The organism is Bradyrhizobium sp. 40, assembly GCF_023100925.1.
Taxonomy (GTDB): Bacteria; Pseudomonadota; Alphaproteobacteria; order Rhizobiales; family Xanthobacteraceae; genus Bradyrhizobium.
In genome coordinates this window covers 6,325,078-6,344,669 of the sequence record NZ_CP064688.1, presented here as the reverse complement: position 1 = coordinate 6,344,669, position 19,592 = coordinate 6,325,078, and the positions used below count along the sequence as shown (strand labels likewise).

General features: G+C 64.9%; 18 protein-coding genes. 2 read left to right on the top strand and 16 right to left on the bottom strand.

All coding sequences use genetic code 11. The features are described 5' to 3' along the window. Positions 1-301 precede the first annotated feature (301 nt). Entirely contained in the window at positions 302-610 is a 309-nt protein-coding gene (locus IVB40_RS30415) for a hypothetical protein (RefSeq protein WP_247284547.1), read from the top strand. A gap of 62 nt (positions 611-672) precedes the next feature. On the opposite strand, the gene arfB is transcribed toward IVB40_RS30415, so the two are convergent. The 7 genes from arfB to IVB40_RS30380 all read right to left on the bottom strand — a co-directional run bounded on the left by arfB (position 673) and on the right by IVB40_RS30380 (position 9,818). Next, the gene (arfB, locus tag IVB40_RS30410) at positions 673-1,089 is read right to left on the bottom strand and encodes an alternative ribosome rescue aminoacyl-tRNA hydrolase ArfB (RefSeq protein ID WP_247817192.1); all 417 of its coding nucleotides are present in this window, start codon (positions 1,087-1,089) and stop codon (positions 673-675) included. A gap of 114 nt (positions 1,090-1,203) precedes the next feature. After that, a complete protein-coding gene (locus IVB40_RS30405; protein WP_247817191.1) occupies positions 1,204-2,571 on the bottom strand; it encodes a pitrilysin family protein in 1,368 nt (455 codons plus the stop codon). Beyond that, positions 2,568-3,959, bottom strand: a complete 1,392-nt coding sequence (locus IVB40_RS30400; protein ID WP_247403920.1) for a pitrilysin family protein — start codon at positions 3,957-3,959, stop codon at positions 2,568-2,570. The genes IVB40_RS30405 and IVB40_RS30400 overlap by 4 nt, the downstream gene beginning before the upstream one ends. A 201-nt stretch (positions 3,960-4,160) precedes the next feature. Beyond that, the gene (locus tag IVB40_RS30395; protein ID WP_027565401.1) at positions 4,161-4,886 is read right to left on the bottom strand and encodes a hypothetical protein; all 726 of its coding nucleotides are present in this window, start codon (positions 4,884-4,886) and stop codon (positions 4,161-4,163) included. Between the two features lie 97 nt (positions 4,887-4,983). Next, a complete protein-coding gene (gene lspA / locus IVB40_RS30390; RefSeq protein ID WP_247320846.1) occupies positions 4,984-5,478 on the bottom strand; it encodes a signal peptidase II in 495 nt (164 codons plus the stop codon). A gap of 157 nt (positions 5,479-5,635) precedes the next feature. Beyond that, on the bottom strand, positions 5,636-8,644 hold the full coding sequence (gene ileS, locus IVB40_RS30385; RefSeq protein ID WP_247465775.1) for an isoleucine--tRNA ligase: 3,009 nt from the start codon (positions 8,642-8,644) through the stop codon (positions 5,636-5,638). Positions 8,645-8,846: 202 nt separating this feature from the next. Further along, positions 8,847-9,818, bottom strand: coding sequence for a bifunctional riboflavin kinase/FAD synthetase (locus IVB40_RS30380; RefSeq protein WP_247465777.1), 972 nt, complete (start codon positions 9,816-9,818; stop codon positions 8,847-8,849). A gap of 229 nt (positions 9,819-10,047) precedes the next feature. On the opposite strand from IVB40_RS30380, the gene IVB40_RS30375 reads away from it, so the two are divergent. After that, a complete protein-coding gene (locus IVB40_RS30375) occupies positions 10,048-10,443 on the top strand; it encodes a response regulator (RefSeq protein ID WP_007596883.1) in 396 nt (131 codons plus the stop codon). Positions 10,444-10,563: 120 nt separating this feature from the next. On the opposite strand, the gene IVB40_RS30370 is transcribed toward IVB40_RS30375, so the two are convergent. The 9 genes from IVB40_RS30370 to uvrC form a co-directional block, all read right to left on the bottom strand. Then, the gene (locus IVB40_RS30370) at positions 10,564-11,418 is read right to left on the bottom strand and encodes a TIGR01459 family HAD-type hydrolase (protein ID WP_027565397.1); all 855 of its coding nucleotides are present in this window, start codon (positions 11,416-11,418) and stop codon (positions 10,564-10,566) included. 15 nt (positions 11,419-11,433) lie between these two features. Continuing rightward, positions 11,434-12,912 carry an EAL domain-containing protein gene (locus IVB40_RS30365; protein WP_247817190.1) on the bottom strand — a complete coding sequence of 493 codons (1,479 nt, stop codon included), beginning with the start codon at positions 12,910-12,912 and terminating at the stop codon, positions 11,434-11,436. A gap of 142 nt (positions 12,913-13,054) precedes the next feature. Continuing rightward, entirely contained in the window at positions 13,055-14,185 is a 1,131-nt protein-coding gene (locus tag IVB40_RS30360; protein ID WP_247284520.1) for a YihY/virulence factor BrkB family protein, read from the bottom strand. A gap of 2 nt (positions 14,186-14,187) precedes the next feature. After that, positions 14,188-14,787 (bottom strand): phage holin family protein, encoded by a 600-nt coding sequence (locus IVB40_RS30355; RefSeq protein ID WP_247817189.1) that lies wholly within the window; start codon positions 14,785-14,787, stop codon positions 14,188-14,190. 90 nt (positions 14,788-14,877) lie between these two features. After that, the gene (gene prmB, locus IVB40_RS30350; RefSeq protein ID WP_247403909.1) at positions 14,878-15,837 is read right to left on the bottom strand and encodes a 50S ribosomal protein L3 N(5)-glutamine methyltransferase; all 960 of its coding nucleotides are present in this window, start codon (positions 15,835-15,837) and stop codon (positions 14,878-14,880) included. After that, complete coding sequence (locus IVB40_RS30345) at positions 15,837-16,313, bottom strand: molybdenum cofactor biosynthesis protein MoaE (protein WP_247817188.1); 477 nt, start codon at positions 16,311-16,313, stop codon at positions 15,837-15,839. Before IVB40_RS30345 ends, prmB begins: the two co-directional genes overlap by 1 nt. Positions 16,314-16,316: 3 nt before the next feature. Next, positions 16,317-16,568 (bottom strand): molybdopterin converting factor subunit 1, encoded by a 252-nt coding sequence (gene moaD, locus IVB40_RS30340; protein ID WP_247403906.1) that lies wholly within the window; start codon positions 16,566-16,568, stop codon positions 16,317-16,319. Then, positions 16,565-17,182, bottom strand: a complete 618-nt coding sequence (gene pgsA, locus IVB40_RS30335; RefSeq protein WP_027565390.1) for a CDP-diacylglycerol--glycerol-3-phosphate 3-phosphatidyltransferase — start codon at positions 17,180-17,182, stop codon at positions 16,565-16,567. Before pgsA ends, moaD begins: the two co-directional genes overlap by 4 nt. Positions 17,183-17,279: 97 nt before the next feature. Then, positions 17,280-19,349, bottom strand: a complete 2,070-nt coding sequence (gene uvrC, locus IVB40_RS30330) for an excinuclease ABC subunit UvrC (RefSeq protein ID WP_027565389.1) — start codon at positions 19,347-19,349, stop codon at positions 17,280-17,282. Positions 19,350-19,592 lie beyond the last annotated feature (243 nt).

Below are 19,592 nucleotides of genomic sequence, written 5' to 3'. Positions count from 1 at the left end.
AAAAGTCCGCCCGTCCACGTCAATTCAGCGTGCGCAAACTCTAGGCGCGGCAAAACATGCGGTGGTAGTAGCGGGCTGTTTCGCTGCGTGCGGAGGTGCACGCGGGTGCGTTGTTCCGCGCTGCCGTATATGCGGAGGACAATTCCGCGAAACCGCCGTCAAATCCCTAAACGATCACCACACGAGACAGGTTGCATTGCGGTCGCGCCGTTCGAGCTCGTAACGCGATGGATTGGTTCGGCTCAGGCGGACGGCGCATCAAGCCGCCGAACCGATCATCGCGAAAATCCAGGAGAAATGGATGAAGTTGGTGAAGACCTCCGCAATCGCATGCGCCGTCTCGGCCCTCATTGTGACACCTGTTCTCGCGCAAGGTACGTCGTCTGGCGCCAAGCCTAGCGGCACCGTGCAAAGCAAACCCATGCAAGGTAGCACGATGGGCAGCGGCGACGAGGAGATGAATGCCCAGCCGGGCACGGCGGGCGAGACGACGGGCATGAAGCCGACGAAGGGCACCAGGGGCACGGTTGGCACCACGGGCAGTGCTGCACACAAAGGGACCGCCGACGATTCCGCGCCGGGCGGTGCAGCCACGGGCAAGCGCTACTAGCCAATGGAGTGAGACGGCAGAACTCCGGTCGCCCTGCGGCCGGAGTTCTTTTGCAGTCTCTGCTAGTCGTCGAAACCGCGCCCGCGCTTCGACTTGATGTCGCTGCGGTGTTTCTTGCCCTCGAGCCGGCGCTGCTTGGAGCCAAAGGTCGGCTTTGTCGCGCGCCGGGGCTTCGGCCGGATCATGGCTTCTCCGAGCATCTCCGTAAGGCGGTCGATGGCGTCCTGGCGGTTGCGCTCCTGGGTGCGGAAGCGTTGGGCCTGGATCACGATGACGCCTTCCTTGGTCATGCGCTGCCCTGCGAGCCGGGCGAGGCGCAGCGCGGCATCCTCCGGAAGCGTCAGCTTGCGGGTGTCGAAGCGCAATTGCGCCGAGGTCGCCACCTTGTTGACGTTCTGCCCGCCCGGGCCGGAGGCGCGGACGAAGCCGATCTCGATGTCGTCCTCGTCGATGACGAGATCGCGGGATATCCGCAGCATGGTGGCACCATTCGTGATGCCCGGACATATCCCGGACGCCCAAGTTCGGCAATGGCGCCCCGAAATGCAAATGGCCGGGCGAGCCCGGCCATTTCAGGAAGCGTATGGAAGACGTCAGTTCGACTTCGTCGCCGGTGCGGCTGCGGGTTGCGCCGCGGCCTGCGGAGCGCGGCCGACGACGACGGTCAGCAGGCCCTGGCCCCAGAGGCGCTTTGCGGCCGCCTTGGCGTCGTCCATGGTGACCGCATCCACGACGGCGTTGCGCTTCTCGATATAGTCGATCGGCAGCTTGTCCTGCTGATATTGCAGCAGCGCCTGCGCGAGCTTCGAGGAGGTGTCGAGCGCCAGCATCTGCGAGCCCTTGAGGTAGGACTTGGCCTCGTCGAGCTCCTTCTGCGTCGGGCCTTCCTCGGCGATCCGGCGCACTTCCTTATCGATGGCGTCGATGGTGTCACCGGCACGGTCGGCGCGGGTGCCGGTATTGCCGATGAAGACCGCCGAATGCTCCATCCAGAGCAGCGATTCGAACACCGAATAGGCCAGTCCGCGCTTCTCGCGCACCTCGCGATAGAGCCGCGAGGACAACCCGCCGCCGCCGAGGATGTGGTTGACAACATAGGCCGCCATGAAGTTCGGATCGCTGCGCTTCACTCCGGGGCCGCCGAAGGTGATCACGGTCTGGGGCACGTCGAGCGTCACGAAAGCGCGTTGCGGCGGCTTGGCGGCCTCGACGTCGGGGACCGGCACGAGATTGGCCTTGGCGGGCAGGCTGCCAAACGTGTGGTCGAGCAGCTTGCCGAGCGTATCGGCATCCACGTCGCCAACCACTGCAATCTTCAGCGTGTCCTTGGCGAGCACGCGGCCGACATAATCCTTCATGTCGGCGACCGTGATGGTCGGAACGCTGTCGAGGTTGCCGTTGGACTGCCTACCGTAGGGATGATCGCCGAAGGCGACCTCCAGGAATTTGCGGCTCGCCAGCGAGGTCGGGTTGGTGGTCTCGCGGCGCAGGCCCGAGATCACCTGCGAACGGATGCGCTCGACATCGGCGGTTTCGAAATGCGGCGAGGTCAGCGCGCTTCGCAGCAGGTCGAAGGCTTCGTCCTTGTTGTCGCGCAGCATGCGCAGGCTGCCGCGGAAGGTGTCGCGGGTGGCGCTGAAGGAGAGCTCGATGGCGCGGCGGTCGAGCCGCTCATGGAAAGTCTTGGAATCGAGATCGCCGGAGCCTTCGTCGAGGAGATCGCCGACCAGATTGGCGACGCCCGACTTGTCCTTGGGATCCTGTGCCGAGCCGCCGGCAAAGGAGTATTCCATGGCGATCAACGGCACGGTCGCATCCTGCACGAACCAGGCCTCGATGCCGCCCGGCGAGGTCAAATGCTGGATCTTTGCCGCCGCCTGCGACGGCGAGACGGTAGCAAGCGCGAGTGCCGCGCCGGTGACGAGGGAGAATGAGACACGTCGAAGGAAGGGATAGGTCACGAACGCTTCTCCTCGCGCTTGGCGGCGCCGGTGTCCTTGATCAGATAGCCCGTCACCGAGCGCTTCTTCTCGAGCCATTTCTGCGCGACGGTGCGGACCTGCTCGGCGGTAACGGCGCGGATGCGATCTGGCCAGCTCCGGATGTCCTCGATCGACAGGCCTGTGGTCAATGCGCCGCCATACCAGCGCGCCAGCACCGCCTGGTTGTCCTGGGCGTAGATCGCCTCGGCGATGAGCTGGGTCTTGACCCGCTCGAGATCCTCGGCGCGGATCGGGTTCTGCGCGATGTCGGCGATGACGCCGTCGACCACCTGCTCGACCTCGGCGAAGCTGACGCCGGATTTGGGCGAAGCCGAGATCGCGAACTGGGTCGGGTCGAGCGAGATGCTCGAATAGCTGGCACTGGCGGAGACCGCGAGCGGCTTGTCGACCACGAGCGCGCGGTAGAGATAGGAATTGCTGCCGCTGCCCATCAGTTGCGCCAGCACGTCGAGGGCCGCGCTTTCGCCGGCCGCGGCCGTGGTCGCCGAGGGCACCAGGTAATAGCGTCGCAGGCCGGGTTGCTCGACGCGCGGATCGGCCAGGGTCACGGTGCGCGGCGCCGCGGGCTCCGGCTCCTGCGGGCGGACGCGGCGTGCCGGGATCGCGGGTTGAGCCGGGATGGAGCCGAAATTACGCTCGACCAGCGGGCGGATGTCGGCGGGCTCGACGTCGCCGGCGATCACCAAGATCGCGTTGTTCGGCGCGTAGAAGCGGCGGTAGAAGGCGAGCGCATCCTCGCGATCGAGCTTCTCGATCTCCTGGTGCCAGCCGATCACCGGTCGGCCGTAGGGATGGTTGAGATAAAGCGCGGCCATGATCTGTTCGTTCAGCCGTGCGTCTGGATTGTTGGCGACGCGCATGTTGTATTCTTCGAGCACGACGTCGCGCTCGGGCAACACGTTCTCGTCCTTGAGGATCAGGCCGGTCATACGGTCGGCCTCGAACTCCATCATGGTCGGCAACTGCTCGCGCGGCACGCGCTGGTAGTAGTTGGTGTAGTCGACCGAAGTCGAGGCGTTCTCGTTGCCGCCGACGCGGAGCACGGTCTGGGAGAATTCGCCGACCGGATGCTTCGATGTGCCCTTGAACATCAGGTGCTCGAGGAAGTGCGCGAGCCCGGACTTGCCCGGCGTCTCGTCCGCCGAGCCGACCTTGTACCAGATCATTTCCGTGACGACGGGCGTGCGGTGGTCGGGAATCACCACGACCTGCATGCCGTTTCCGAGCGTGAAGCTGGCGGGCGGAGCCGATGTCACCGTGGTCTGCGCAAGGGATGCGCCGGCCGTGAGGACACTCGTCGAAAGCAGCGCGGCAAGGAGGCGGGCAGCCGATCGGTAAGAGGACATTATGATCCTTATGAAAGGCCGAGCCCGGATGTCCGGCTCGGAGGCCCGGCATGGTACACCGTGCGGCAAACGCTTCGCGTCACGAAGCAGAGAACTCAACTCGGGCGCAAGTTACTGATAAGCAATTAAGGACCGCGTCCGGCGCGCACGAGCCGCCGGCGCGGGACCACGTCTGTCGGGATGTCGCAAACGGGCAGGAGGTTATTGTTCCTTGTCCTTGCCGGACATGATGTCGAAATAGGTCCGCCGTGTCTTGTCCTCGCCGGCGCCATAGGCGTAGCTCGGCGACGGCGTCTGGTAGCCCGGCGGCGGCTCGACCAGCGACTGGCGCGGCGGCTCGGTCGTGAATTGCTTGGCCTCGCCTTTGTTGTTCGACATCATGCCCCACAGACCGCCGGTGAAACCGAGCTGGGCGGGGCTGAGCGACGGATTGCCGTTGGTGCCCGGCTGAATAGGATCATTGCTGGTGCGCTCGGGTGCGGCTGTCCTGCCGACCTCCATCTCGGCGGGCGACAACGCCCGGCCTGCCTGCCAGCTCTCGGTGGCCTTGACGGCCTTCTTCCGCTGCGCGATGGCCTCCTTGCGGCGTCTCTCGTCAGGGTCCTTCGGCCAGTTCGGCGCGTTCTTGGCTTCAACGCCGGCGGGCGGCGGCAGGTCGAGCTTGGGCGGCACCACCAGCGGCGACCGCTCGCGGTATTCGATACCCTTCTTCTCCATGCTCTTGGCGCCGATGCCCGACATCAGATTGTCGATGAGCTTCTCTTCGAAGGTCATGTCGTCGTCGTCCTCGCCGTCGTCACCGGCGCGGGCGGCGCCAGCCGACATGACGAGACCGATGCCGAGCGCGACAGCGGACAATTTCAACGCCCGCCAGAACCCCTGCCGGGGGTCTTCAACCATCGAACCGCTGGTCTTCGAGCTGCGCATCACTGTACCTGTTCCAAAATGTGGCAGTTTGCCGCTCTCGCGCGGCATAATCCCTCGCAAAAGCAAGGTTCCGCCTGCCGGTCCGTATCGGCCGGGATCAGGGCGCTTTTGCGGCGGGTACCCCCAGGAAGGAATCATACAATAGCGCCGCCACGCCAGCAACGATGGCCACGTCCGCAAGGTTGAACACATACCAATTATAGGTATTTCCGCCAATATTGATGTGAAACAGGGCGAAATCGACCACCGCGCCATAGGCGAGGCGGTCGATGCCGTTGCCGATGGCGCCGCCAATAATCAGGCCGAGCGCGATGGTTGCCAGCAGGGTGTGGGAGCGGGCCATCCAGATCGCCAGCGCAACCACCGCGAGGACCTTCACGGCCATCAGCGCCATTTGCGCAGCCTGACCGTCGTTCTGGAGCCAGCCGAAGCTGATGCCGATGTTCCAGGCCAGCACCAGGTCGAAGAACGGGGTCACCTCGACCGCGCCGCGACGGGCAAGGTCGAACACGTTCAGCAGCCAGAGCTTTGAGGCCTGGTCGGCCACGAGCGTGACCAGGGCCGCGAGGATGCCGGCGCGGAGCGGGGTCATGGGCAGTCGGCCACAACACGCTCCGTCGTCGTCCTGGCGAAAGCCAGGATCCATACGCCGAGGCGGTCGTTGTTTGAAAGACTTGTGGTCATCAGCCTTCGGCGCAATTGGCGACGGTGGAAATGGGTCCTGGCTTTCGCCAGGACGACGGTGAGACCTAAATGCTGACCCCCAGCGCCTTCCATTCGCGTAGCGCCTGGGCATCTCGCGGGGTGACGTCGGGGTATTCGGGGTCTTCACCCACCGTCGGCGAAATCTTCCAGGAACGGGCGCATTTGGTGCCGACAGCCTTCTCCACCACGACGGCGACGCCGGGCACGGTATCGAGTCGGAACGCAGACGCTGGCGCCTCGCCCTCGCGCACCTCGTAGTTCGAGGTGATGCAGATCTCGGCGAGGTCGGTGTCGAAGAGCGTCGCCAGCATGTCGCGGTCGGCGACATAGATCACCGGCGAGGCCTCCAGCGACGAGCCGATGTTCTTGGCGGCGCGTTCGAGCTCAAGCGCCCCAGTGACGACACGGCGGACGTTGCGGATCGCTTCCCACTTCGCGGCGAGCTTGTCGTCGCGCAAGCCTTCGAGGTCGTCGGGAAACTGCGTCAGGTGCACCGAGGGCTCGGCGTCAGGCCTGTACATGCGCCAGGCCTCCTCCGCGGTGAAGCTGAGGATCGGCGCCAGCCACTTCAGGATCGAGCTGCACAACAGGTCGATCGTGGTCAGCGCCGCCTTGCGCGTCGGCGAGGACGGCGGATCGCAATACAGCGTGTCCTTGCGGATGTCGAAATAGAACGCGGAGAGCTCACTGTTCAGGAAGGCGGACAAGGTTGCGACCACGGTCTTGTAGTCGAACTCCTGATAGGCCTTGCGGACGGCGGCAGCACGGACCGCGAGCTCGTGCAGCATCAGCCGTTCGAGCTCAGGCATGTCGGCGGGCGCGACTGCGTCGGCCGGCTTGTAGTGATCCAGCGTTCCCAGCATCCAGCGCACAGTGTTGCGCAGTTTGCGATAGGTCTCGATGGTGTTCTTCAGGATCTCCGGGCCGATGCGTTGGTCGTCGGCATAGTCGGTGGCGCAGACCCACAGACGCAGGATATCCGCGCCCGAATCCTTGATCACCTTCTGAGGCTCAACGGTGTTGCCGATCGACTTCGACATCTTGCGGCCGTTCTCGTCGAGCGTGAAGCCGTGGGTGAGCACGATGTCATATGGCGCGCGGCCGCGCGTGCCGGCGCTTTCCAGCAACGAGGAATGAAACCAGCCGCGATGCTGGTCGCTGCCTTCCAGGTACATCACGGTGTCGTCGCCGCCATCGACCTTGCGGACGATGTTGCCGAGCTGCGGGAAGTTCTGGCGATCCTCGAGCACGAAAGCATGTGTGGAGCCGGAATCGAACCAGACGTCGCAGATGTCGTCGATCTTCTTCCAGTCTTCCTTCGCGCGCGGTCCGAGGAAGCGCTCGCGGGCGCCGTCCATGTACCAGGCGTCGGCGCCTTCCTCCATGAAGGCCTCGGCGATGCGCTGATTGACGATCTCGTCCTGCAGGATCTCGGCCGAGCCGTCGCTCTTCTCGCGCACGAACACGGCGATCGGAACGCCCCAGGCGCGCTGGCGCGAGATCACCCAGTCCGGACGATTGGCGATCATGCCGTTGATGCGGTTCTCACCCGACGGCGGCACCCATTGCGTGACCGAGATCGCCTGCAGCGCGCGGGCCCGCAGCGTATCGCCCTTCCTGGCGTGGCCATTCTCGCTGACATCCTTGTCCATCGCGATGAACCATTGCGGCGTATTGCGGAAGATCACCGGCTTCTTCGAGCGCCATGAATGCGGATATTGGTGCTTGAGGCGGCCGCGCGCGAGCAGCTTGCCGGCCTCGATCAACGCCTTGATCACGGCCTCGTTGGCATCGCCCTTCTCGCCCTTGTCGTTGAGCACGCGCTTGCCGGTGAAGCCGGGGGCCTGCGCGGTATAGGCGCCGTTCTCGTCGACAGTGTAGGGGATCGCGGTCGAGATGCCGCGCTCATCGAGCTCGCGGGTATTGGCCATCCAGACGTCGAAATCCTCGCGGCCGTGGCTCGGCGCGGTGTGCACGAAGCCGGTGCCGGTATCGTCGGTGACATGCTCGCCGGCGAGCAGCGGCACGATAAACTCGTAACCGCCATCGAGGCCGCGCAAGGGATGGGCACACTCCACGGCGTCCAGCGTGTCGCCGGGAATGTCGCGCACCTTCTCATAGGCCGTGACGCGCGCCTGCTTGAACACCTCTGCGGCAAGCGCATCAGCCAGGATCACGAGATCGCCGGTCTTCGCCCAATTGTCCGCTGCGGCATCCGTGACCTTGTAGAGGCCGTAGGCGATCTTCGGCGAGAACGAGATCGCGCGGTTGCCGGGCAGTGTCCAGGGCGTGGTCGTCCAGATCACGACCGAAGCATTGGCGAGCGCACCATGTGCCGGGGACGTGACGGGAAACTTCACCCACACCATGTCGGAGGTGTAGTCCTCGTACTCGACCTCGGCCTCGGCGAGCGCGGTCTTCTCGACCACGCTCCACATCACCGGCTTGGAGCCGCGATACAGCGTGCCGTTGGCGGCGAACTTCATCAGCTCGCGGGCGATCTGCGCCTCCGCGGGATAGCTCATCGTCTGATAGGGATGATCCCAGTCGCCGATGATGCCGAGGCGCTTGAATTCCTCGCGCTGCACGTTGATCCAGTGTGTCGCATAGGCGCGACACTCTTTCCGGAACGCCACCATCGCGGCGGAGTCGCGGAAGTCGGGCTTCTGCTTGCCCTTGGAGCGGTAGTTCTCTTCCTCGATCTTCCATTCGATCGGCAGGCCGTGGCAGTCCCAGCCGGGCACGTAGTTGGAGTCGAAGCCGAGCATCTGCTGGCTCTTGGTCACGACGTCCTTGAGGATCTTGTTCAGCGCGTGCCCGATATGGATGTTGCCATTGGCGTAGGGCGGGCCGTCATGCAGCACGAATTTGGCGCGGCCCTGGGCTTCCTGGCGCAGTCTGTCGTAAAGGCCGATGTCGTTCCAGTATTTCAGCAGCTCCGGCTCGCGCTGCGGCAGGCCGGCGCGCATCGGGAATTCGGTCTGCGGCAGGAACAGGGTTTTCGAATAGTCTTTGGCTTCGGATTTTTGGGACTTTTGTGGCTTGTCGGACATGAGGCTGACTGGCTCGGAAGGGCGCGGGAACGGATGGCGATGCGGAATCGCGGGTGAAACGACAACATCCCGGTCTTGCGCCGAGCCGAAAGCTCAGGCGGAAGCCGGGCCGCTAATCCCTATGATGCGCCGCGCAAACATGGGCTCTCCATAGCAGGGGGGCGGGGGAAGCGCAAAAGGTTCGGCGGGCCGGTTTCCGACCTCAATCGATGACGCCAAGCCTCGGAAACGCGTCCGGGGCGGCGGCGAGCATGGCGCGGGCGCGGGCGGAATCGTCGTCCATCTGGCGGATCAGGGCCTCTAGGCCGTCGAATTTCAGCTCCTCGCGGATGAAGCCGATAAAGGCGCAGTCGAGTGTCTGTCCGTAAAGATCGCCCTTGAAGTCGAACAGGAAGATTTCCAGCAGCGGCGTGCCATTATCAAACGTCGGGCGGCGACCGAAGCTTGCCACCCCGTCCAGCCGCTCCGCGCCGCGGCCGACCCGCACCGCATAGATGCCGTGCTTGAGGCCGCAATTGGCATCGAGACGGATGTTGGCGGTGGGATAACCGAGGTCGCGGCCGCGCTTCTCGCCGTGGATGACCTCGCCGGTGATGAACCAGGGCGCGCCGAGCATGGCCGTGGCCTCGTCGAGTTGGCCTTCGGCGAGCGCGATCCGGATCGCGCTGGACGAGACCGGCCGCTCGTCGATATCGACATGCGGCTGCACGTCGACCTCGATGCCGAGCCGGGGCGCCTCGTTGACGAGGAGGCTCGGCGAGCCGACCCGACCCTTGCCGAAGTGGAAGTCGTAGCCGACGGCGATCCCGCCGATGCCCAGGCGCCCGATCAGGTCATGGTGAATGAAGTCTTGCGCGCTGGTCCCGGCGCGGGACTTGTCGAAGGTCATGACCACGGCGCCGTCAAGTCCGGTGCCGGCCAGAAGCCGCAGCTTGGCCCGCTCGTCGGTCAGGCGGAATTGCGGGGTGTTGGGGCTGAAAAACCGGCGCGGATGCGGCTCGAAGGTCAATGCCAGCGCCGGGCGGCCATGGATCCTGCCCATTTCCATGGCTGCGGCGATCACGGCGCGATGGCCGAGATGAACGCCGTCGAAATTGCCCATCGCGACCACGGCACCCCTTGCAATGGCAGAGTCCGGCGTGGTGTCGCGGATAACGGTAAAATGCGGAGCCATCAGGGGAATTCTCAAACCGGCGGGACCGGCCGGGACCGTGGCGCGACGGGCCGGATGAAGTCAAGCGGGAGGGGCAGCCGCATCGAAAGCGATTTCAGTCCACCGGGGGCGTTCCCAGTTAACGCGCTGTTTAACGCCTTGGTGCTAGTCCTTGGGCGTGGAACCGCGGGGCTCCGGCCCGGCAGGTCCGATCGTAAATATTTCCTGGGTTTGCGTTGGGGGAGTCGAGATGGCGGTTGATTTGTCGATGTCGGTTCTGGTGGTTGACGACTACAGCACCATGATCCGTATCATCAGGAACCTCCTGAAGCAGCTTGGCTTCGAGAATATCGATGATGCAAGCGACGGTTCGGCAGCGCTGAACAAGATGCGCGGCAAGAAGTACGGGCTCGTGATTTCCGACTGGAACATGGAGCCGATGACGGGTTACGACCTGCTGCGCGAAGTGCGCGCAGATCCGAACCTCGCCACCACGCCCTTCATCATGATCACGGCCGAATCAAAGACCGAGAACGTGATCGCGGCCAAGAAGGCCGGCGTGAACAACTACATCGTCAAGCCGTTCAACGCGGCGACGCTGAAGACCAAGATCGAGGCGGTCTTCCCGGACATGGCAAGCGCGTAAGGCGCGATCGAAGCCATCGGTTGAATTCGGAAGGCCCGGGCGATTGTCCCGGGCTTTCTGCGTCGGGTTCGTCGTTCCGGAATCGATGCCCCATATCAAGCGGGAATGACGATCAACTCGCTACCACTTCAGTTCACGCATCAGCGCCTTCGGCGGATGGCCGAACAATTCCAGCACCGAAGCCGGGTCGAGCTGGTCGAGACCCTCGAACTCCTCGGCATGGATGCCGCGGGTCACGAACAGGCAATCGATGCCGAACTCGCGCGCGCCGGTGAGGTCGGTCCGGACGGAATCGCCGATCGCGAGCACCTTTTTGCGGTCGATCTGGTGGCCCTGGCGTTCGCCGGCGAGCGCCATCGCGCGCTCGTAAATCGGCCGGTGCGGCTTGCCGTAGAAGATCACCTCGCCGCCGAGCTCGCGATAGAGCTCCGCGATCGCACCGGCGCAATAGATCAGGCGGTCGCCCTTTTCCACCACGATGTCGGGGTTGGCGCAGACCAGCGTCAGCTTGCGCTCGCGCGCCTTGAGCATCATGCCGCGATAGTCTTCTGCCGTCTCGGTCTCGTCGTCGTAGAGACCGGTGCAGACGATGTAATCCGCCTCCTCCAGCGGCGCGATTACCGCATCGAGGCCGCGGTAGATCGAGTTGTCGCGCTCCGGGCCGAGCCAGAACATCTTGCGGCCGGGATGGTCGGCGACATAGAGCCGCGTCAGGTCGCCTGAAGACACGATCGCATCATAGGTCTCGTCGGCCACGCCAAGCTTGCGCAATTGCCGCTGCACGGAGTCGGCCGGGCGCGGCGCGTTGGTGATCAGGATGACCGTACCGCCGCGGCTGCGATAGGTATGCAGCGCCTCGCAGGCTTCGGGGAAGGATTCGAGGCCGTTATGGACCACGCCCCAGATATCGCTGAGCACGACATCCACGCCCGCCACGAGTTCACGCAGGCTTTCAGCGAAATGCAGCGTGGTCATGATACGTGCGGCCGATCAGATGCGGCGCGCGAGCGCGGCGTTGCCGGTGACGCGCTGTGGCGCAGACGCAGCCGACGTTGCGCTTGAGCTGGGTGTGCCGGAGCCATTGGATCCCTGAGTGTCCTGTGCCTGGTTCGGCGCGGCGGTAGCAGATGGCCCCTCCGGCCGCAATGGCCGGGGCGGCGCGAACAGGAACCCCTGGCCGAACCGCACGTCATAATCGAGCAGGTCGATCACGGCGCGCTCGCCCTCGATCCGCTCGGCGATCAGGTCAATGCCGAAGCGGCCGAGCAGGTCGGAAAGGTCGGAAGGGTGGATGTCCGAGGCCGAAGCCTGCCTGGGGTCGAGCAGCAGCGAAGCCGGCACCTTGATGAAGCGCACGCCGCGATCGGCGAGCTCGCGCGGTTCGATGCGCAAATCGGTGACATGGTCGATCGAGAAACGGAAGCCGCGCTGGGCGAGCGCGGCGAGATTTTCGGTCTCGGCCGGACCGAGATTGCGGAAGGTCGATTGCTTGAATTCCAGCACCAGCGACGGCGCCAGCGCCCGGTTGGCTTCGAGGAAATCGAGGTATTGCGCGAAGGTCGTGGAATTGCCGAGCGTGGAAGCCGCGACGTTGCAGAACACGCCGACCTCCTTGTTGCGTACCATCAGGCGCCGCAGCACCTGGACGCAGCGCAGCATCACCATGTTGTCGATGCGCCCGATCAGGCCGGAGGCCTCCGCGATGCTGATGAACTCCTCCGCCGCGACCAGCTGGTCACGCTCGTCGCGCAGGCGCGTCACCGCCTCGTAGAAGCGGACCTTGCGCTGCGGTAGCGACACCATCGGCTGGAGAAAGATGTCGATGCGGTTCTCGTCGATCGCGTTGCGGAGCGTCGCCAGCAATTGGGTCTGGTTGCGGCCGTTGGAGGTCTGAACCGGATTGACGGTCTGGGTCTGGATCGCCGGTGCTGCCGGCCGCAACGGCGGCGGCGCGGGAAGCGGGGGAAGAGCAGCCGGCCGCTCCTCCTCAAGCGTGGCCATTAGGTCGAGCGGCGCCTCCGGCTCCTGCCTTGCGACCGGCGCGGGGGCCGGCACCGGCGCGTTGCCGGCTATCAGATCCTCGTGGGCCGACACGGTGGTGGCGAGTTGCCTGACCAGTCCGCCGAGCTCGTTGATCTCGCCGACCACCGACTGGATGCGGTCGGAGTTGGCCGAATTGGAAGAGGCGATGCGTGCTTCGATCGTGGCGAGCCGGCGGCCGAACTCGGCGACCTGGCGGGCGAGGTCGGCGGTGCCGCGCGAAAGATCGGCGATCTGGCCACCGACGTCGCTGCGGTCGCGCAGTCGCATCGACACTGCATTGTAGAGGATCAGGAAGGTCAGCGCCGTCAGCGCCACGATCGCGGATTCGGTTCCGCTGATGCCGGCGACCGCGTAGAGCACGAGCCCAAGCGAGGCGGCGACCAGAACCATGCAGATGGCGATGAAGATCGTCGAAATACGAATCATGCCGCGCGCTACGCCTCAAGAGCTGACTGCCTGACCGGGAAAACACGGGTGGCGTCTCGATCCCGTCACGCCGCATGCTCCCCCAAGCGGCATGAGCTTAACATCATTGTTGATTCGAGGGGATAGCGGCCCGATCTCGGAGTCAGGATGGCGCCGCAGCGCCGACCGTGTCGGCTGAGACCGCCTCGCGGGTGCCAAGCGGCTTGGGCGCCCCGGCGGTCGTGTCGCGCAGGGTCTGCCGTTCGATCTCCGAATTCAGTTCGGCCCCGAACATGATGACGATGGCCGACATCCACATCCACATCATCAAGCCGATCGCAGCGCCGAGCGAGCCGTAGGTCGCATTGTAATTGGCGAATTCCGAGAGATACCAGGACAGCAGCGCCGAGCCGGCGATCCAGAGGATCGCCGCCGTTACCGCTCCAGGGCTCAGCCATTGCCAGCGCGGGGCGTCGCGGCTGGGCGCGAAGCGGTAGAGGATGGCGAGCGCCGCAAGGAGAATGACGAACAGCACCGGCCATCGCGCCAGCGCCACGATCAGCTTGCTTTCGGGCGCCATGCCGAGGTGGTTGAGCGCAAGCGGGAAGGCGACGACGGTGCCCACCATCAGCAGCAGGGCAACGATGCCACCGACCGTGAAGGCCAGCGAAACCGTGTTCAGCCGGATGAAGCTGCGCTTTTCACGCTCCTCATAGGCGACGTTGAGGGCGTCGAAGATGGCTTTGACGCCGGCATTGGCGCTCCAGATCGCGAGCACGAGTCCAAACAGGAAAGTGACACCAAGGGTGGCGCCGCCGTTCGACACGACGCGCGCCACCTGGTCCTCGACGATCTGGAACGCGCCCTCGGGCAGCATCATCGCGAGCGAATGCAGGTTGGAACTGATCGTCGAGGGATCGGCGAACAGGCCATAGAATGAAACCAGAGCTGTGATGGCGGGAAAGATCGCGAGCAGCCCGAAAAAGACGACGCCGCCGGCGGTCGCGAGCAGGCGATCCTCGTCGATGCGCTGATAGGTGCGCCAGAGGATGTCCTTCCAGCCTGCCCACGGGATCGCGAACGGGCTTTTCGCACGGCGGCCGCGGCCGGGCTGCGAGGCTGCGCCCGTCGGGCTCGTTTCCGGCGAATTCGCCTCGCCGTTGCGGTGGTCTTGCGGAGGTCCCGGCCGGATCAGGCCAGAATCCTGGAAATACCGTTCCGCGGTGAGCACGAACACGGTCGTGGCTGCCACTAACAGCCAGCTGTCGAATTGCTCGGCGCGCCGCAGAGGCATTTTCAGGTATCCGCTCCGTGGCCGTGACGCCGCCGGCGCGCGGCCGTCAGCCCGACCAGCCCAACGGCCGCGAGCATCAGCCCGAGTTGCACGGGCCGGTTGGACCGAGCCGGCCACGTGCTGCCGCCATGTGCTCGGTCTTGTCCCCGTTCGCCCGGCGCGAGCGGCGCGAGGGGAATTGTCGTCGCGACCTCTTTCACGGCCTGCTTCACCGTTCCGCGCGGGATGCGCGGGGTGGCGATCGCCACCCGTAGGCGGCTGGCAAGCGGCAAGATCGGCTTGGTCTTGCGCTTCATCTGAGCCATGGCCACGCCGGCGCAGGCGGCGGCCAGGACCAGGAGGACACCGCCGGCGGCGCCGAATCCCCAGAATTGCCCGTAATGGATCGCAACCCAGCGGTACAGGGCGATCAATCCGACAAAGAAGGCTGCGACGACGAACAAGCCCGCAACGGCGAGCAGTCCGGCCGCAGTCGCGTAAGACGTCATGCGCCCCGTGGCTTGATTGCTCCGGTCGCGGGCATAGGATTGGGCGGCGCGCTTGAGATGGTTGAGCTTGAGCGCGACGCCGGCGCGCAGCAATTCGCCCGATGGCGCAAGCATGCGGTGATCCTCCGAGTGCGAGAAAATTCGTCGGGGGATGAACGTGGCGGTATTTGACTTGTTCCGACGAGGTCTGCCCGTCGTGATCGATCAGCCGAGATCGGCTGCCGCGATCCAGAACACTTCGCCCTCGGAGTCCTCGGTGTCGAGCCAGAGCAGCGGTAGTTCAGGAAAGGCCTCGTCGACGAGCTCGCGGCCGCGGCCGATCTCGCAGATCAGCCCGCCATCCGGCGTCAAATGGCCGGGCGCGTCGCGCAGGATCCGGCGCACCACGTCGAGACCGTCGGCGCCGCCGTCAAAGGCGAGCTTCGGCTCGGCCCGGCACTCCGGCGGCAGCGCCGCCATGCCTTCGGCATCGACATAAGGCGGGTTGGTGATGATCAGGTCGTATTTGGCGTCACCGAGCGGGGTGAACAGGTCGCCGCGATGCAGGCTGATCCGGTCATCGAGCCCGTATTCGCCGACATTTCGTCTGGCGACGTCGATCGCGCCCTTGGAGATATCGACGGCGTCGATCGTGGCATTCGGAAAATGATGCGCTGCGAGGATCGCGAGGCATCCCGACCCAGTGCAGAGATCGAGCACGCGTTCGACCGCGCTGGGGTCGTCGATCAGCGAGCCGGCTTCGCCGTCGCCGCCGAAATGCGATTCCAAGAGCTCGCCGATAAAGGAGCGGGGAACGATGACGCGCTCGTCGACATAGAACGGCAGGCCGCGCATGTAGATCTTGTTGACGAGATAGGCGGCCGGTTTGCGGGTGGTGACGCGCTGATGGATGAGATCGATGATGGTCCTGCTCTCGGCGTCCGCGACTCGCGCGTTGGCAAAAATCTCGAACTGCTCGGGATGCAGATGCAGGGCTTCACAGACCAGGAAGGCCGCTTCCGCGACCGGATCGGGTGTGCCATGGGCAAAGGCGAGCTTGGCCTCGTTGAAGCGGCTCACCGCATAGCGGACGAAATCGATCAGCGTGAGAAGCTCGCCGCGCCCCACTTTCGCGAGCTTTGGCGCGGCGCGGCCGCGCACGGTCTTTTTGGATGTCGTTGCCATCAGGATCGGGTCCAGCGTGCGGCGGCTTCATCGTCGCGGGCCTGGGCCTCGACCCAGCCGGTGCCGGTGGCGCTCTCTTCCTTCTTCCAGAACGGCGCGTTGGTCTTCAGATAATCCATCAGGAACTCGGCTGCCTGGAACGCTGCCTGGCGGTGCTGCGAGGCGGTCAGCACCAGCACGATGTTCTGGCCGGGCATGAAACGGCCGACGCGATGGATCACCGTGACGCCGTTGAGCGGCCAGCGCGAGGTGGCCTCGTCGGCATGGCGCCTGATCTCTTCCTCGACCATACCCGGATAATGCTCGAGCGAGAGCGCGGCGATCTTGGCGCTGTCCTCGTCACCGCGGCAGATGCCGGAAAAGCTCACGACTGCACCGATGTCGGTGCGGTTCCCGGTCAGCACCGCGATCTCGCGCGCGATGTCGAAATCGTCTTGCTGGATACGAATGGTGACGGGACAGGTGGTGGCGGGCATGGTCTAGCCGCCGGTCATCGGCGGGAAGAACGCGATCTCGCGAGCGCCCGCGATCGCGGCGTCCGACTTGACGTGGGCATGGTCGATCGCGGTGCGGATCACCTTCGGCTTCTCGAACGCGTAGGCGTAGGCTTCGCCTTGGCCAGACAGCCAGGCGATCAGCTCTTCCACCGTGTGCACGGTCGCGGGCGGCTCGATGGTCTCCTCGGCCTTGCCGACGCGCTCGCGCACCCAGGCGAAGTACTTCACTTTCATCCCTCATCCTCCTTGATGAGGTGATGGATGCCGGCGCCGAAATAGTCGTAGCCGGTGTACATGGTGAGGATCGCCGAGGCCCAGAGCAGCGCCAGCCCGGTCATCGAGACCATGGGCACCACCTCATCGCCGGCGGGACCGGCCAGCAGGAAGCCGATGGCGATGAGCTGAACCGTCGTCTTCCACTTCGCAAGCTTGGTCACGGGCACGCTGACGCGCAGCGCGGCAAGATATTCGCGCAGGCCCGAGACCAGGATCTCGCGGCACAGGATCACGATGGCGGCCCACAGCGACCAGCCGTGAATGATGCCGTCGGCGGCCAGCATCAGCAGGCACGAGGCGACCAGAAGCTTGTCGGCGATCGGATCGAGCATGCGGCCGAACGCCGATTGCTGATTCCAGATCCGCGCGTAATAGCCGTCGAGGTAATCAGTGACCGCAGCCGCGATGAAAATGGCGACGGCAACCCATCGCAGCCACAGCGGACCGTCCATGATCGACTGTGCGTAGATGCACCCGACCACGACCGGGATCGCGGCGATCCGGCCGTAGGTCAGGATGTTCGGGAGGGACATCGCGCGGCTGGTGGTCCCTCGTGTCGTGGCGATGTTCATCCGTCCTACCAATACCGCTGCAGCCTCAAGGTCAACCGTTCCGCTCCCAAATGGGGTGCGGGATGCGACGACCATATGACCGCGGCCCCCTTTTATTTCATCTCGGCTGAGGGTGGAAATACTCGAAAATCCTGCGGGCGCTCTCGGCGCTCACCCCCGGAACCTTGCCGAGATCGGTGATCGAGGCCCGTTCGATCTCCTTCAGGGTTCCGAAATGATGCAGCAAGGCACGTTTGCGTGACGGGCCGATGCCCGGAATCTCCTGCAAGCCGGCCTCGCGGATGTCCTTCTTGCGCAGCTTGCGGTGCGAGCCGATGACGAAGCGGTGCGCCTCGTCCCGCAGGCGCTGGATGAAATAGAGCACGGGGTCGCGCGGCTCCAGCTTGATCGCCTCGCGCTCCGGCATGAACAGGGTCTCGCGGCCGGCATCCCGGTCCGGCCCCTTGGCCACGGACATCAGCGCCACCTGGGTCAGGCCGAGATTTGCAAAGATCTCCCGGACCGCGTTGAGCTGGCCGCGGCCGCCGTCGATGATTACGAGATCGGGCCATTGCGGGAAGTCGTCGTCCTTGGTTTTGGCTGCGCCCTCTTCGGGCGGATTGATCAGGCGCTTGAAGCGGCGCTCCAGCACTTCGCGCATCATGGCGAAGTCGTCGCCCGGCGTGATCCCTTCCGACTTGATGTTGAACTTGCGGTACTGGTTTTTGACGAAGCCATCGGGGCCGGCGACGATCATGGCGCCGACCGCGTTGGTGCCCTGGATATGGCTGTTGTCGTAGACTTCGATCCGCTTCGGCGCATGCGGCAGGCTCAGGGTCGTGGCCATGGCGTCCAGCAGGCGGCTCTGCGTCGCGGTGTCCGCGAGCTTGCGGCCCAGGGCCTCGCGCGCGTTGGTGAGCGCGTGGGTGACGAGCTCCTTCTTCTCGCCGCGCTTCGGCGTGGACACCTCGACCTTGCGGCCGGCCTTGATCGACAGCGCGTTGGCGAGCAGCTCGCTCTCCTCGATCTCGTGCGAGAGCAGGATGTTCCTCGGCGGCGGCTTGTCGTCATAGAACTGGGCGAGGAAGGAGCCGAGCACCTCTTCCGGCGTATACGTCTTCTCCGCGCGCGGGAAATAGGCGCGGTTGCCCCAGTTCTGCCCGGTGCGGAAGAAGAACACCTCGACACATGAGAAGCCGCCCTCCTGGTGGATGGCGAACACGTCGGCTTCTTCCACCGTGCGCGGATTGATGCCCTGCTGCGACTGGATCGCGGACAACGCAGCGAGGCGGTCGCGGTAGAGCGCGGCGCTCTCGAATTCGAGCTCACCGGAGGCCTTCTCCATCTCGGCGGCAAGCTCCTGTTTCACCGCATGGCTCCTGCCGGACAGGAAGTCGCTCGCCTCGCGCACCAGGGTCGTGTAGCCGGGGAAGTCGATCTCGCGGGTGCAGGGGCCGGCGCAACGGCGGATCTGGTAGAGCAGGCAGGGCCGCGAGCGGCTCTCGAAGAAGGAATCCGTGCAGGAGCGGATCAGGAATGCGCGCTGCAACGCGGTGATGGTGCGATTGACGGCGCCGGCCGAGGCGAACGGGCCGAAATAGCGACCGGGCCGCGTCTGCGCGCCGCGATGCTTCAGGATCTGCGGCGCCCAATGGTCGCCCGTGATCAGGATATAGGGAAACGACTTGTCGTCGCGCAGCTGCACGTTGAAGCGCGGCCGAAGCTGCTTGATGAGGTTGGCCTCCAGCAGCAGCGCTTCGGTCTCGGTGTGGGTCGAGATGATTTCCACGGTAACTGTGGCGGCGATCATGCGCAGGATGCGCGCCGGCTGCGGCGCACTCTGGCGCGCATAGTTCGACAGGCGCTTTTTGACGTTCTTGGCCTTGCCGACATAGAGCACGTCGGCATTCCCATTGAGCATGCGGTAGACGCCGGGCGAGGTGGGGGCGAGGCGGACCGCGCGTTCGATCGCCTCGTGGCCGGTCGCCAGCGGCTCTTCGCCGACCGTGCCGCTCTCTTCCAGGATGTCCGGCAGCCGTGCGTCGTCCTCGTCGTCCCCGTTTGCTGTGGCGGGATCGAGGTCGGGCGGCGCCGCTTCCGTCTCCTGGGGCGGGACGTCGGGCGCGTTGCCGCGCACGGGTTTGCGCGCGCGTGCGTCGTCCGGATTGTCGGTGGAATCGTGAACCATGGTGCGAATTTAGGCGTTGCGGGTGCCGATTTGAAGTTCCGGCCGTGCAGCACGCACAGGATGGCGGCGCAGTTCCCGGTAACGCTTGCTTAAGCCTGTTAACAGCGCGGTAACCCGGCTTAACAGGCCTTTAACTTAAAACTCTCGATAAATGTTACGCGAAATAGTGGTGGTTCCGTAACCATGCGGTTTTGCCTCGCGCGGCGGCGCAGGCATCGCGCCGGTGACGGCAGTTGCGTTGGA

Coding starts and splice junctions, on each gene's coding strand:
- IVB40_RS30415 (WP_247284547.1), top strand. CDS start 302: ATGAAGTTGGTGAAGACCTCCGCAATCGCATGCGCCGTCTCGGCCCTC.
- arfB (WP_247817192.1), bottom strand. CDS start 1,089: ATGCTGCGGATATCCCGCGATCTCGTCATCGACGAGGACGACATCGAG.
- IVB40_RS30400 (WP_247403920.1), bottom strand. CDS start 3,959: ATGTCCTCTTACCGATCGGCTGCCCGCCTCCTTGCCGCGCTGCTTTCG.
- IVB40_RS30395 (WP_027565401.1), bottom strand. CDS start 4,886: ATGCGCAGCTCGAAGACCAGCGGTTCGATGGTTGAAGACCCCCGGCAG.
- lspA (WP_247320846.1), bottom strand. CDS start 5,478: ATGACCCCGCTCCGCGCCGGCATCCTCGCGGCCCTGGTCACGCTCGTG.
- ileS (WP_247465775.1), bottom strand. CDS start 8,644: ATGTCCGACAAGCCACAAAAGTCCCAAAAATCCGAAGCCAAAGACTAT.
- IVB40_RS30380 (WP_247465777.1), bottom strand. CDS start 9,818: ATGGCTCCGCATTTTACCGTTATCCGCGACACCACGCCGGACTCTGCC.
- IVB40_RS30375 (WP_007596883.1), top strand. CDS start 10,048: ATGGCGGTTGATTTGTCGATGTCGGTTCTGGTGGTTGACGACTACAGC.
- IVB40_RS30370 (WP_027565397.1), bottom strand. CDS start 11,418: ATGACCACGCTGCATTTCGCTGAAAGCCTGCGTGAACTCGTGGCGGGC.
- IVB40_RS30365 (WP_247817190.1), bottom strand. CDS start 12,912: ATGATTCGTATTTCGACGATCTTCATCGCCATCTGCATGGTTCTGGTC.
- IVB40_RS30360 (WP_247284520.1), bottom strand. CDS start 14,185: ATGCCTCTGCGGCGCGCCGAGCAATTCGACAGCTGGCTGTTAGTGGCA.
- IVB40_RS30355 (WP_247817189.1), bottom strand. CDS start 14,787: ATGCTTGCGCCATCGGGCGAATTGCTGCGCGCCGGCGTCGCGCTCAAG.
- prmB (WP_247403909.1), bottom strand. CDS start 15,837: ATGGCAACGACATCCAAAAAGACCGTGCGCGGCCGCGCCGCGCCAAAG.
- IVB40_RS30345 (WP_247817188.1), bottom strand. CDS start 16,313: ATGCCCGCCACCACCTGTCCCGTCACCATTCGTATCCAGCAAGACGAT.
- moaD (WP_247403906.1), bottom strand. CDS start 16,568: ATGAAAGTGAAGTACTTCGCCTGGGTGCGCGAGCGCGTCGGCAAGGCC.
- pgsA (WP_027565390.1), bottom strand. CDS start 17,182: ATGAACATCGCCACGACACGAGGGACCACCAGCCGCGCGATGTCCCTC.
- uvrC (WP_027565389.1), bottom strand. CDS start 19,349: ATGGTTCACGATTCCACCGACAATCCGGACGACGCACGCGCGCGCAAA.